This window comes from Mycobacterium sp. NGS61, from assembly GCF_059812325.1.
Window position 1 is genome coordinate 26,299 of the sequence record NZ_JCALCL010000002.1, and the last position, 12,711, is coordinate 39,009.

Below are 12,711 nucleotides of genomic sequence, written 5' to 3' on the forward strand. Positions count from 1 at the left end.
GTGTTGATCACCGGATTTCCCGCCGGGTTGCTGCAGTGCAATTGCTATGTGCTGGCCGAGCGACCAGGTACCGACGCCATCATCGTCGACCCCGGGCAGCGGGCGATGGGTCAGCTGCGGCGCATCCTGGACCAGCACCGGCTGACCCCGGCCGCGGTGCTGATCACCCACGGCCACATCGACCACATCTGGTCCGCCCAGAAGGTGTCGGACACCTTCGGCTGCCCCACCTACATCCATCCCGAGGACCGATTCATGCTCTCCGACCCGATCTACGGCTTGGGACCGCGCGCCGCGCAGCTGGTCGCCGGCGCATTCTTCCGCGAGCCCAGGCAGGTCGTCGAACTGGACCGCGACGGTGACAAGATCGACCTCGGCGGCATCTCGGTCAACGTCGACCACACCCCCGGGCACACCCGCGGCTCGGTGTGCTTCCGGGTGCTGGCCGACAAAGATCTGGTGTTCACCGGCGACACGTTGTTCGAACGTTCGGTCGGGCGCACCGACCTGTTCGGCGGCAGCGGCCGCGACCTGCTGCGCTCCATCGTCGATAAACTGTTGGTGCTCGACGACGCAACCGTGGTACTTCCGGGGCATGGCAACAGCACCACCATCGGCGCCGAGCGTCGTTTCAACCCGTTCCTCGAAGGTCTGAGCTCGTGAGCGACTTCGTGGCCCCGAAGGGCGTTCCCGACTATTTCCCGCCGGAATCGTCGCAGTTCGTCGCCGTGCGCGACGGGTTGTTGGCGTCGGCCCGGCGGGCCGGGTACGGCCACATCGAGCTGCCCATCTTCGAGGACACCGCGCTGTTTGCGCGCGGCGTGGGCGAATCCACCGACGTGGTGTCCAAGGAGATGTACACCTTCGCCGACCGCGGCAACCGCTCGGTGACGCTGCGCCCCGAAGGCACCGCCGGGGTGGTGCGAGCGGTGATCGAGCACGGTCTGGACCGTGGCGGGTTGCCGGTCAAGTTGTCCTATGCCGGGCCCTTCTTCCGCTACGAGCGTCCGCAGGCCGGCCGGTACCGGCAGTTGCAGCAGGTCGGTGTCGAAGCGATCGGTGTCGACGATCCCGCGCTGGACGCCGAGGTGATCGCTGTGGCCGACGCCGGATTCCGATCGCTGGGCCTGGCCGGGTTCCGCCTGGAGATCACCTCGCTCGGCGATGACAGTTGCCGTCCGCAGTATCGGGAACTGTTGCAGGATTTCCTGTTGGGCTTGCCGTTGGACGACGACACCCGGCGGCGCGCCGAGATCAATCCGCTGCGGGTCCTTGATGACAAGCGGCCCGAGGTGCGGGCGATGACGGCGCAGGCGCCGGTGTTGCTCGACCACCTCTCCGATGCCGCCAAGCAGCACTTCGACACCGTGCTGTCGCATCTGGACGCGCTCGGTGTGGCGTATGTCATCAACCCGCGGATGGTGCGCGGGCTGGACTACTACACCAAGACCACTTTCGAGTTCGTGCACGACGGACTGGGCGCCCAGTCCGGCATCGGCGGTGGTGGGCGATACGACGGTCTGATGCGCCAACTCGGCGGCCAGGACCTGTCCGGCATCGGTTTCGGGCTCGGCGTGGACCGGACGTTACTGGCGCTGCGTGCCGAAGGTAAAAGCGTGGGGTCGACGGCGCGCTGCGAGGTGTTCGGGGTGCCGCTGAGCGACGCGGCCAAGCTGCGCCTGGCGGTGCTGGCCGGGCAATTGCGGGCCGCCGGCGTGCGCGTCGATCTGGCCTACGGGGCCCGGGGGCTCAAGGGTGCTATGCGGGCCGCGGATCGCTCGGGGGCACGGTTCGCGTTGGTGGCCGGCGACCGTGATCTGGACGCCGGCACCGTGGGGGTGAAGGATCTCGGTTCCGGCGAGCAGGTTTCCGTGCCGATCGATTCGGTTGTCGCTGACATGCTTTCGCGATTGCGTGACTCCGAGCTCTACTGATGACAGTGCGTGGAGGCATCGGTTATTCACTGCCACGCTTCGAAAAGGCCGGGTGTCTCCTCGGGTCGCTCCACCTGATGCTGCGGGGTATGTGAGTAGACTCACAGCCGCTGATCGAGGGGGTTCGACAGCGTTAGCTGTTTTCCGTTCGCGTTGAGGAGGCCCCCGGTGTCGTACGTTGTCGCGGCCTCTGAGCTGTTGGCGACGGCCGCGCTGGAGTTGGGCGTGATGGAGTCGGCGCTGAGTGCGGTGAGCAGGGGCGCCGCGCAGTCCACCACGTCGCTGGCAGCTGCGGCAGCCGACGAGGTGTCAGCGCGGATCGCTGCGTTGTTCGAACGACATGGCCGGGAATTCCAGGCCGTCTCGGTCCAGGCAGCTCAATTCCACGGGCAGCTGGTGGACAATCTGACGGCGTCGGCACGGATGTATCTGAGCACCGAGATCGCCAACGTCGGACAGCTGTGGGGCAGCCCGCTGATCGGTGCCGGTGCCGAACTGCCGAACGCGGCGGCAGGCGTGCGCTTGACAGTCCCCGGTGCCGGACCGCTTTACAATCCGCGCTTCGTTCTCGAGCTGCCGTTTTTGGGACTTCCGCTGCTTGCTGGCGGTGTGCCGGGCCCGATCTCGGCGTCCCTGCTACAGGGTTACGACCTGCTCAACGGGGCGATCGGGGGGAGGTGGTTCCCGGACAGCATCGCTTCGGTGGTCAATTACCCCGCGAGCATCGGCATCTTCAGCGGCAGCCTGAATGCCCCGGGCGCAAACGTGGCCGTTGCCATCGGCCGATTGGCACTGCACAGTCAGATCCTCGACGCGGTGGCCACGGCCGGCGGTTCACCGGTACAGATCGCCGGCTTGTCGATGGGATCGCTCGTCGTGAACAGCGAGCTGGCGTATCTGGCGGCCGACCCGACCGCACCACCGGCTCATGCTCTGCAGTTCACCGTGTTCTCGAGTCCCGAGTTGGGCCTGGCTCGCACCTACCTACCGACCGGGACGCATGTGCCGCTGATCGACTACACGAGGCAGAGCTTGCCGAACACCCAATACGACGTCAGCGTGGTCTTTGGTCAGTACGACGCCTTCGGCAACCCGCCCGATCGGCCTTGGAATATTCCAGCGGTGGTCAACGCGCTGTTCGGGACGATCTACCAGCACAACACCACATCGCTCGTGTCGTTGGCGGACACCGTGGAGCTGTCCAGCGTTACGACACCGGCCGGCGGCACGATCACCACCTACATGGTGCCCGCGCCGATCCTTCCGATGCTGTTGCCGCTCGCGCAGCTCGGTGTTCCGCAACCCATCGTCGGCTCCCTCAATTCATTGCTGCAGCCGATCGTCAATGCCGGTTATTCGTCACTGACGCCAGCGGCGGGACCCTATTTCTCCGGCGGATCCCTGGTCGGCTTGTTCTGATGCTGTCCTGACAGCCGCAGACGTCGTCCACCTTGACTTGTCATCGAACTATTGTTCGAATAGGGCAATGCGTTGGACCGGCCAAACGGTAGCCGTCAACGGCACACCCGTCGATGATGGCGCGCTGCCGGGGCTGCAGCGGATCGGCTTCGTCCGCAGCGTGCGGGTGCCGCAGTTCGAGGGCATGACGTTTCACGAGGTGTTGTGCAAGTCGGCGCTGAACAAAGTGCCGGACGCGACAGCACTGCCGTTCAGCTACACCGTCAACGGGTACCGCGGCTGCTCGCATGCCTGCCGCTATTGCTTCGCCCGGCCCACCCACGAATACCTGGACTTCGACTCCGGCGCCGATTTCGACACCCAGGTCGTGGTGAAGACCAATGTGGCCGAGGTGCTGCGCCGCGAACTGCGAAGACCGTCGTGGCGGCGTCACACCGTGGCGCTGGGCACCAACACCGACCCCTATCAGCGCGCCGAGGGTCGTTACGCGCTGATGCCCGGCATCATCTCTGCGCTCGCCGAATCCGGCACGCCGATGTCGATCCTGACCAAAGGCACCCTGTTGCGCCGGGATCTGCCGCTGATCACCGAAGCGGCGCAACGGGTTCCGCTGTCAGTGGCGGTGTCGCTGGCGGTGGGAGACCCGCAGTTGCATCGCGAGGTCGAGCCGGGCACGCCCACGCCGCAGGCACGGCTGGGTCTTGTCACCGCAATTCGCGACGCGGGCCTGGACTGCCACGTCATGGTGGCACCGGTGTTGCCGCACCTGACCGACTCCGCTGAGCACCTCGACGAGCTGCTGGGTCTGATCGCCGCGGCCGGGGCAACCAGCGTGACCGTCTTCGGCCTGCACCTGCGCGGCTCGGTCCGCGCCTGGTTCATGTCGTGGCTGGCCCGCACCCACCCGGAACTGGTCGGCAGGTACCGGGAGCTGTACCGCCGCGGCGCATATCTGCCGGCCGACTACCGCGCCATGCTGAGCGAACGCGCCCGCCCGCTGGTCGCCAGGCACCGGTTGGGCGGGGACCACCGACCGTCGTCACCGGCAATGGAAGCGGCCGTCGCGCCGGAACCCCTGCAGCCGACGCTGTTCTGAGTCAATCGCGACGCGGCTTGGTCAAAGTGAACTGATCGATCGGGGTCACGGCGCCGTACGGCCCGGTCACCGCGTAGTGCGTCGCCTTGATCGACGTGTTGCCCCCGGGCCGCCCAGGATCGACATCGAAAGACGAGAAGCCGTAGGGATTGTCGCGGTCACGGAATGCCGACCAGGGCGCGTCCTCCAGCACGTATATCGGCGTCCGGTGACCGTTTTCCGGGTCGGTGTCGCCGACGCCGGTGATCACCCGGCATTTCAGGTCCGCGAAGAACTTGCCGTTGGTCGGCTTCGAGGTGCCGCCCCCGCCGATGACGAGGTGCACCGTCCCGCGGGTCGGGTCGATCACGTCGGTGCGGGTGTCGACGGGGATGGGCGTTCGGGTGTCGGTGCCGAGTGCGCCGCGCAGTGGATGCGAGCGTTCGTAGTGATGCTCGTGGCCGCACAGCACCAGATCAACCTGGTACTGGTCGAACAGTGGCAGCCAGTCCTGCCGGATCCCCAGATCCGCCCCGTTGGCCTCGGCGGTGGATATCGCCGTCTGATGCATGCAGATGACCAGCCAGTCAACGTCGGGATCGCGCCGAGCCGCCGCGAGTTCTTTTTCCAGCCAACGTCGTTGCTCGCCGCCGGAGTACCCGTGCACGTAGGAGTTGCCGGCGTCCTGCAGCGCTACGTCGTCGTTCTGCAGGGCGATGACCCGCACCGAGCCGGCGGTGAACGAGTACCACAGGCCGGCGAACTCGGCACCGGCCCCCGAATCCGGCACCGCGAAGAACGTCTGAAAGGCGCCGTAACCGATTGGGCCGTTGCCCTTTTCGTTCTCGTGGTTACCCGCCGCCGGCATCCACGGTCGGTAACGCGCGGACCGGGTGTTGTTCTGGAACCAGTCCGACCAGGTGCGCACCCGATCGCTGGCGAGGTTGGCGTAGCACAGGTCACCGTTGACCAGATTGAACAGCGGCGCCATCCGCTCGATTGCTGCAGTGGTGTCGCCGGCCGCCGGTGATCCAATGTGGTCATTGGTGTACGTGCCGTTGACCAGTGTGTCCAGCATCGGCGTGGACTGGTCACCGAAACTGGTGAAGCGCAATGCCTTTCGGCCGGACGGGGCGGTTCGCAGGGTGCCCAGTTCCGGGGTGGCGCCCTCGTGCACGGCGGCGTACACGTAGTCGGTGTCGGGCGTCAAGTTGGACAGGCGCGTGTGATTGACGCGAATTTCTCTGTTGGATTTGGCATCTCGGTAGGTCCGTGTCTCGGCCGCCACCACGCTGCCGAACCCGCCCGTCGGCGTACCCAGCAGCACCCGGGGGTTGCGCACGGCGTCGGTGGTGTGCCAAGAGACCACCGCCTCCGTCCCGGCGTTGCGGCCGAACTGCAGATGCAGCCCGCCCACCGGAGGCGCGCCGACACGATCGGGCTGGTACCAGACGCCGGGACTGCGGGACCGCAGCAGCGCAGTACCCCCCACCCCCGCGCCGGCGCCGAGCACCGCCGCCGCGGCCCCGGTTCCCAGCAGCGCGCGCCGGCTGACGCCGGTGCGTTGCGGGTCGTCGGTCATGGCTGCTTCATACCGCAAGCGGGTGAACACCAACGGAACGAGCCCAGGTAACGAATCCGGTAGCGTTTCCGATATGACGAACGTGCGAAAACTGGCGAGCGCGGTCGCAGCGGGCTTCCTCGGCGCGGCCGTGGTGGCCGCGACCCCGCCTGCGGCATCACATGCGGACCCGACGGGGCATCAGGTCACCTACACCATCGTCACCACCGGCAATCTCACCGGCAGTCTGCGCTACATCACCAGCGATCCGCCGAACCAGGCGGCCTTCGACGCCAATTCGGCGCAGTTCATGACCACCGTGCCGACGACGTTCAGCGGCGGAGAACCCCTGGTCTACAACGCGACGCTGACTAACCCGGGGCAGTGGGCGTTCATCGCTGCCAGCGGTTCCTGCCGGTGGCCCGACTGCAGCTCCGGCAACATCGCGGAGATCAAGTGTCAGATCGCTGTTGACGGCCAGGTGGTGGTGACGCAGAACGCCACCACCGCGGTCACCTGCGCTACGCGTCCCTGGTAACCGGCGCCGCGGGGAGCGTCGGCCCCAACGGGCGCGGAATTAGCGGTTACCGGCGCACTACGGTGGTTCGCGTGGTCACCGATGCTCAGGTCGAGCGCTGGCGCGCCGCCGTTCGCACTGCGCTGGACGCCTGGGTCGAGAATGCCGACCCGACGCTTGGCCGCGACGTCGCCGAGTTCGTCGCTTCCGGAGACGCCGGGCCAGATTTAATCGAGCGGCTGACCGCCGTCGGCGGCATCAAGACGTGGGAAACGTTGCCGCGCGACGATCGCTTGAAAGACGCTCATGCGTTGCTGCACACCATGCCTGCCCGAGTTCGACTGCGCTGGGCGGAGATAGTGCTGCTGCTCAAGCGGTACACCCTGACGCTGGCGCCGATTGCCGGCGGCGACGCCATCGAGAACCTGATCTGTGACCTCGTCGGCGAGTGGAGTTCGTTGGAGAGAAATTTCCCGGATCTCCCCGTCGGCTACGACACCCTGGATGAGATGGTTGTGGCGGCGGGCGGCAGGAGCGGCGAGTTGCTCGCGGCAGCGTTCAGCAGAGCCGCGGACCGGCCCAGCGGTTGGATGTGGCCGACCCGCAACATCCTGCTGTCGACACGCGGTTATGCCGCTGCCGTAGTCCGGCACGCCGCCGAACTCGCGCCGCTGGCCGCCGCACAAACCGGCGAGGACATCCGCGAGCGAGTGCTCGACTTGCTCGAACCTCTGGACGGCACTGCGCTCGCGGCCTTCGCGGACACCTTGGCCACGTTCATGGTGGAGGCAACCGGCAATGTTGCTGTACGTGCCGAGCGGCTGTGTGGACGTTGTGATAGAGCGGCGCTCTTTGCCGCGTTTCAGCGTCAGGTCTCCGGGCCCCCGGCGCGCCGAGCCGCCGCCTTGCGCGCTGCATGGCGGTATGCCGATATCGACGCCGATCGCCAATGGGCAACGGCCACAGCACAATCCGACCGCGCGCCCAGCGTGCGCCTGATCGTCGACGAATGGCGCGATGCCGCGGCGCCGATTATTCCCATCCCCGATCCGGGGCCGGGGTGGCCGGTCGTTGATCCCACGCCGGTCCGCCCAGCCTTGGAAAGGCTTTTCGCGCAGCTCAATTCGATAGTCGTGGGCAACGATTGGGGTGGCAGCCCGCCGCCGCTGATGGGTGCGGAAGACTTGCTGACCGTCGAAACGATGCTCCGTGCCGGCCGGGCACCCGACCGGAAGAATCCATGGCCGCGGTTCGCGAATTATCGAATGCGCGATGCGATCCGCGAATTTGCGGAGGCGGAGCATGTCGACATGGTGGTGCTACTGGTGGTGTGTCACTACCTGAGGGACCATCCCTTCGATTTCTACGAGTTCGCCGATGCTGTGCACGCCAAACTCGGCGGCCCGTCGCTGGCTGAGCTGGCCGGCTTGCTCGGTCACTTGACCGAGCAAGCTGACACCGGGCTGGTTTACCACTACGCGAAGGGCAACATAGGGCAGGGTTGGCCCTCCGCCGATGTGCTTCCGTTCCTCACTGCGAACGCTCAGTATCTGGCCGATAGGGCGATGAACGCCAGCCCCCACATCGAGTCGCCCAAGGTCTATTGGGACCTGCTGGCCGAACTTCCGGTGCTGCCGCCCGACGCGGCCGACGCACTGTTTCCCGCCGCTCTGGGGCCTAAGACCAGCAATCGGGCGCAAGCTCAGCGGGTTCTCGCCAAAGCTCCCGACCGCCGCGCCCGCATCTACACCGCGTTGGCTGACGGCCGCGTCAAGGTCCGACTGGCCGCAGCTCAATGGATAGCCCACACCGCAGACCATGCGGACGTGCCGCGGTTGGAGACCTGCCTGCGGATCGAGACCGACGACCGCGTCCGAGGGGCTCTGTTGGGTGCGCTGACCGCAGCGGGAAGGCCTGCGGCCGACTATCTGACACCCGAGCATCTGATTGCCGAAGCCGAAACGGCGCTGCGCAAAGATGCGCCGGCCGGCTTGTCCTGGTTGCTCTGGGAGCGGGTGCCGACGATGCGTTGGGAGCAGGGCCTGGCACCGGTGCCTGCGTCGGTCGTGCGTTGGCTGGTCATCAAGGCGTGTGAGGCCAACGACCCTGCGCCGGACGGAGGGCTGCGACACCACCTTGCGTTGTTCGCCGCCGAAGATCGATTCGCGTTGGGCGACTTCCTGATCGATGCCTGGACGACGGCTGACGAGTACGCCTTTCATTCCCGCCAGACTGCCCAGCAGACGGTCTCGGCCATCAAGTCCAAGGGCGTGCTGGCGGTGGTGGCCGCTTGCGCCAGCCCCAATGCGCCGACGCTGGCGGAGGAATTCCTGCGTAGTTTCGACACGGCGCGGATGGCGCAATGCAGCGCCCTGTTGACCATGCTCGGGCATATCGACAGCGTCGACGCCGTCCGGGTCCTCACGTCGGTGGCGTATCGGTCGAAGTCGGCTCGGCTGATCGAGGAGGCCGCCGCGCAACTGGCCGAGTTGCCCGCTCGGTGGGGATGGTCGGCGGACGAGGCCGCTGACCGCACAGTTCCCTACGTCGGATTCGACAACGCGGGCCGGCTGCAACTGAGTTACGGGCCCGAACCGTATTTCGCTGTGCTACAGGCGGATCTGAGTATCACGGTGTACGACGGCGACGGAAATCCGTGCACGAAAGGGGACCTGGCCGGTCCGTACAAGACGGTCCCGCGCGCGTATCTGGCGCGTGCCCGCAAGCTGCTCGCCCCGGTGGTCACCGCGCAGACCGCTCGACTGGCCGAGGCGATGCACCGGCAGCGCCGGTGGTCCGTGGCGGAGTTCGAACGCTATGTCCTCGGGCATCCGGTGCTGAGCCGATTGGCGCGCCGGTTGGTCTGGGTCGCCGAAACCGACTGCGGTCCAACGCTTTTCCGACCGCTCGGAGCTACGGCCGGGCCCGCTGGGACAGTTACCGTTCGAGTGGCGGGGGACGCCGACATGACCGCTGAGCAGGCCGCTGGCTGGCGCGCGGTGATCAATGCCGGAGACGCACCGCAGCTGTTCGACCAGGGCTAATCTGTGCGTCGGCGGTCGGGTTCTGCATGCGCGACGACGACGACGTCAGCCGGGACCCCGCCGACCGCCCGTAACGTATGCCCGACGGAGGCGTCGAAGTACGCGCTGTCGCCGGTGCCCAGGGTCACGGTCTGCTCGCCATAGCGGAGTTCGACGACTCCGGCGTGCACGAATACGAACTCCTGGCCGCTGTGGGTGGGATGCGGATCGTCGGCGGCGGCACCGGTTGGCCGAACTACGAACGGCGACATGGACTTTCCCAACAGCGAGGTGGCCAGCGCGCGGTAACGCCCCGGATCGGAATCGGCCCTGTCGACGACGAACGTTTCCTCGGCCGGGCTGTCGGAGAACAACCGGGCGACGTCGACGTCGAGCGCGCGAGCGACTTTGAGGGCCGCTGCTATCGACGGCGTGCTGTGCCCGCGTTCGACCTTCGACAGGTAACTCTTGGTCAGGCCGGCCCGCTCGGCCAGCTGCTCGAGGGTGAGTCCGCGTTGCCGGCGAACGGCACGGAGCAGTGCGGTCACCGGCCCAACCTTTCATGACACAAAGTTTCCTATGCGGTACATTGTGTCACATGGTCGCCGGCTCCACGTTCTCCGACTCGAAAGCGGAACTGATGCGCCGCGCCCAGGAACAATTGGACGCCGAATCGGTCGACGGGCACCTGACCACCCGCCAGCAGGTCGCGTTGACCTGCCGGGTGCTGTTCGACGCCGGCCACGACTCCGGGCTGGCCGGACAGATCACCGCCCGCGCCGAGCAGCCCGGCACCTACTACACCCAGCGCCTCGGCCTGGGCTTCGACGAGATCACCGCGGGCAACCTGCTGCTGGTCGATGAAGACCTCAACGTGGTACAAGGCGAGGGAATGGCCAACCCCGCCAACCGTTTTCACAGCTGGATCTATCGGGCTCGGCCGGATGTGCAGTGCATCGTGCACACCCATCCCTTCCACGTCGCGGCGCTGTCGATGCTGGAGGTGCCGCTGATCGTCTCGCACATGGACACCACGCCGCTGTATGACGACTGCGCGTTCCTGGCCAACTGGCCGGGCGTGCCCGTCGGCAACGAGGAAGGCGAAATCATCACCGCCGCACTGGGAGACAAAAAAGCGGCGCTGCTGGCCCACCACGGACAACTGGTAGCGGGGGCCAGCGTGGCGGAGGCGTGCTCGCTGGCGGTGCTCATCGAGCGCGCCGCCAAGCTGCAGCTCGCCGCCATGGCGGCGGGTGCGATCCAGCCGCTACCCGACGAGTTGGCCCGCGAAGCACACGACTGGACCCTGACCCCGTCGCGAAGCCGGGCGAACTTCGCCTACTACGCCAGACGAGCGCTCCAGCGGCACCCCGACGCGCTCACCGCCGGCTGAAAAGGAGCAATCGCGTGCCCACCGTTCACGGGATCATCGCCTACCCGGTCACGCCGTTCGGCGACGACGGCATCGACACCGAGCGGCTGGCCGCGCTGGTGGACCGGCTGGTCTCGTCCGGAGTCCACGCGATCGCCCCGCTCGGCAGCACCGGGGAGCTGGCCTACCTCGACGAGGCGGAGGTCGACGCGGTCGTCGACACCACCATGGCTGCGGTGCACGGGCGGGTGCCGGTGATCGTCGGTGTCTCAGATGTGACGACCGCCAGGACAATTCGGCGTGCCCAGTACGCGCAGCGGGCCGGCGCCGATGCGGTGATGGTGCTGCCGGTCTCCTATTGGAAGCTGTCCGACCCCGAGATCACCCAGCACTACCGCAGCATCGGTGAGGCTGTCGGAATCCCGATCATGGCCTACAACAATCCGGCCACCAGCGGCGTCGACATGCGTCCCGAATTGCTGGTCGAGATGTTCGACGGCATCGACAACCTCACCATGGTCAAGGAGTCCACCGGCGACCTGTCCCGCATGCAGCGCATCAGAGAACTCAGCGGCGGAAGGCTGCCCTTCTACAACGGCAGCAACCCGTTGGTGCTCGATGCGCTGAAGGCCGGTGCATCCGGATGGTGCACGGCCGCACCGAATCTGCGTCCCCAGCCGTGCATCGAGCTGTACGACGCGGTGCGCGCCGGCGATCTGGACCGGGCGCAGCGGCTGTACGACGACCTCAAACCGCTGCTGCAGTTCATCGTGGCGGGCGGGCTGCCCACCACCGTCAAGGCCGGACTGGACCTGCTCGGCACACCGGTCGGCGATCCCCGGGCACCGCAATTGCCGCTGGACCAGCAGGGCCGCAGCGCATTACAGCAGATCCTGACTTAACCCAGGTCGTTGGTGGCGAAGGTATCGCACTTGTTCGGGTCACCGTTCTGATATCCGATGGTGAACCACTTCTGGCGCTGCGCCGACGAGCCGTGCGTCCAGGATTCGGGGTTGACGCGACCGTTCACCTGCTCCTGGATACGGTCGTCGCCCACCGACGCCGCCGCCGATAAGGCATCGGAAATGTCCTTGTCGCTCAACGGGTTCAGGAACGGTTTGCCGGTGCTCTCCTGCGTGACGGTGGAGGCGTAGTGCGCCCACACCCCGGCGTAGCAGTCGGCCTGCAGTTCGGTGCGCACGCCACCACCTTTCGCGCCCTGCGCGCCGGACTGGGACCGGCCCAGGGTGCCCTGCAGATTTTGGATGTGGTGGCCGTACTCGTGGGCTACCACGTATTCCTCCGCGAAGGGTCCACCGCTGGACCCGAACCGGTCCACCAGCACCGAGAAGAAGTCGGTGTCGAAATACGCCGTCTTGTCCACCGGGCAGTAGAACGGTCCGACCTCGGTGCTGGCCGGTCCGCATCCGGTGCTCACCGAGCCGCTGAACAGCCGCATCTTGGGCTTGGTGTAGCCGCGAACCAGCTGCTTCCACACCGCGTCCAGCGAGTTACCGGTGGCCACCACCCGGCACTGCACGTACCTGTTGGCATCGGCCCCGGTCTTGCACTTGGTCAAGTCGAAACCGGGCGCCACGTCGCCGCTGGTGTCCACCGGCTGCTGGCTGACGATCCCGCCGGGGTCGACGCCCAGGAGCATCGCGACCACCACGATCAGCAATCCGCCGATCCCACCGCCGATGGCGATCGGACCCATCCCGCCACCGCCGCCGGACGAGGACGCAGAACTGGTATCGATCTGCATACCCTCGTTGAAGGTCATCGCACGCTCCCCGGAATCAGAGTTTGG

General features: G+C 66.8%; 11 protein-coding genes. 8 read left to right on the forward strand and 3 right to left on the reverse strand.

Annotated elements, in window-relative coordinates:
* From AC5Y3Z_RS04950 to AC5Y3Z_RS04965, 4 genes are all read left to right on the forward strand, one after another.
* Positions 1 to 663: an MBL fold metallo-hydrolase gene (locus AC5Y3Z_RS04950; RefSeq protein ID WP_473139531.1), complete on the forward strand. Its 663-nt coding sequence runs from the start codon at positions 1 to 3 to the stop codon at positions 661 to 663.
* Positions 660 to 1,934: a histidine--tRNA ligase gene (hisS, locus tag AC5Y3Z_RS04955; RefSeq protein ID WP_473139532.1), complete on the forward strand. Its 1,275-nt coding sequence runs from the start codon at positions 660 to 662 to the stop codon at positions 1,932 to 1,934. The genes AC5Y3Z_RS04950 and hisS overlap by 4 nt, the downstream gene beginning before the upstream one ends.
* A gap of 168 nt (positions 1,935 to 2,102) precedes the next feature.
* Positions 2,103 to 3,353: a PE-PPE domain-containing protein gene (locus tag AC5Y3Z_RS04960; RefSeq protein WP_473139533.1), complete on the forward strand. Its 1,251-nt coding sequence runs from the start codon at positions 2,103 to 2,105 to the stop codon at positions 3,351 to 3,353.
* 67 nt (positions 3,354 to 3,420) lie between these two features.
* Positions 3,421 to 4,449: an Rv2578c family radical SAM protein gene (locus AC5Y3Z_RS04965; RefSeq protein WP_473139534.1), complete on the forward strand. Its 1,029-nt coding sequence runs from the start codon at positions 3,421 to 3,423 to the stop codon at positions 4,447 to 4,449.
* A 1-nt stretch (position 4,450) separates the two neighbouring features.
* Here the strand turns inward: AC5Y3Z_RS04965 and AC5Y3Z_RS04970 are convergent, their stop codons facing one another.
* Positions 4,451 to 6,010: a purple acid phosphatase family protein gene (locus tag AC5Y3Z_RS04970; protein ID WP_473139535.1), complete on the reverse strand. Its 1,560-nt coding sequence runs from the start codon at positions 6,008 to 6,010 to the stop codon at positions 4,451 to 4,453.
* 73 nt (positions 6,011 to 6,083) lie between these two features.
* On the opposite strand from AC5Y3Z_RS04970, the gene AC5Y3Z_RS04975 reads away from it, so the two are divergent.
* Both AC5Y3Z_RS04975 and AC5Y3Z_RS04980 read left to right on the forward strand, forming a co-directional pair.
* Positions 6,084 to 6,527 (forward strand): Rv2576c family protein, encoded by a 444-nt coding sequence (locus AC5Y3Z_RS04975; protein ID WP_463824979.1) that lies wholly within the window; start codon positions 6,084 to 6,086, stop codon positions 6,525 to 6,527.
* 71 nt (positions 6,528 to 6,598) lie between these two features.
* Positions 6,599 to 9,550: a DUF4132 domain-containing protein gene (locus AC5Y3Z_RS04980; RefSeq protein WP_473139536.1), complete on the forward strand. Its 2,952-nt coding sequence runs from the start codon at positions 6,599 to 6,601 to the stop codon at positions 9,548 to 9,550.
* Here the strand turns inward: AC5Y3Z_RS04980 and AC5Y3Z_RS04985 are convergent.
* Entirely contained in the window at positions 9,547 to 10,077 is a 531-nt protein-coding gene (locus AC5Y3Z_RS04985; RefSeq protein ID WP_473139537.1) for a helix-turn-helix domain-containing protein, read from the reverse strand. The two genes, AC5Y3Z_RS04980 and AC5Y3Z_RS04985, sit on opposite strands and share 4 nt — an antisense overlap.
* A 50-nt stretch (positions 10,078 to 10,127) precedes the next feature.
* Here AC5Y3Z_RS04985 and AC5Y3Z_RS04990 point away from each other — a divergent pair, with 50 nt between their 5' ends.
* Positions 10,128 to 10,922 carry an aldolase gene (locus AC5Y3Z_RS04990; protein WP_473139538.1) on the forward strand — a complete coding sequence of 265 codons (795 nt, stop codon included), beginning with the start codon at positions 10,128 to 10,130 and terminating at the stop codon, positions 10,920 to 10,922.
* A 14-nt stretch (positions 10,923 to 10,936) separates the two neighbouring features.
* The gene (locus AC5Y3Z_RS04995; RefSeq protein ID WP_473139539.1) at positions 10,937 to 11,803 is read left to right on the forward strand and encodes a dihydrodipicolinate synthase family protein; all 867 of its coding nucleotides are present in this window, start codon (positions 10,937 to 10,939) and stop codon (positions 11,801 to 11,803) included.
* Here AC5Y3Z_RS04995 and ypfJ read toward each other — a convergent pair.
* Entirely contained in the window at positions 11,800 to 12,684 is an 885-nt protein-coding gene (gene ypfJ / locus AC5Y3Z_RS05000) for a KPN_02809 family neutral zinc metallopeptidase (protein ID WP_463824985.1), read from the reverse strand. The two genes, AC5Y3Z_RS04995 and ypfJ, sit on opposite strands and share 4 nt — an antisense overlap.
* Between the last annotated feature and the right edge of the window lie 27 nt (positions 12,685 to 12,711).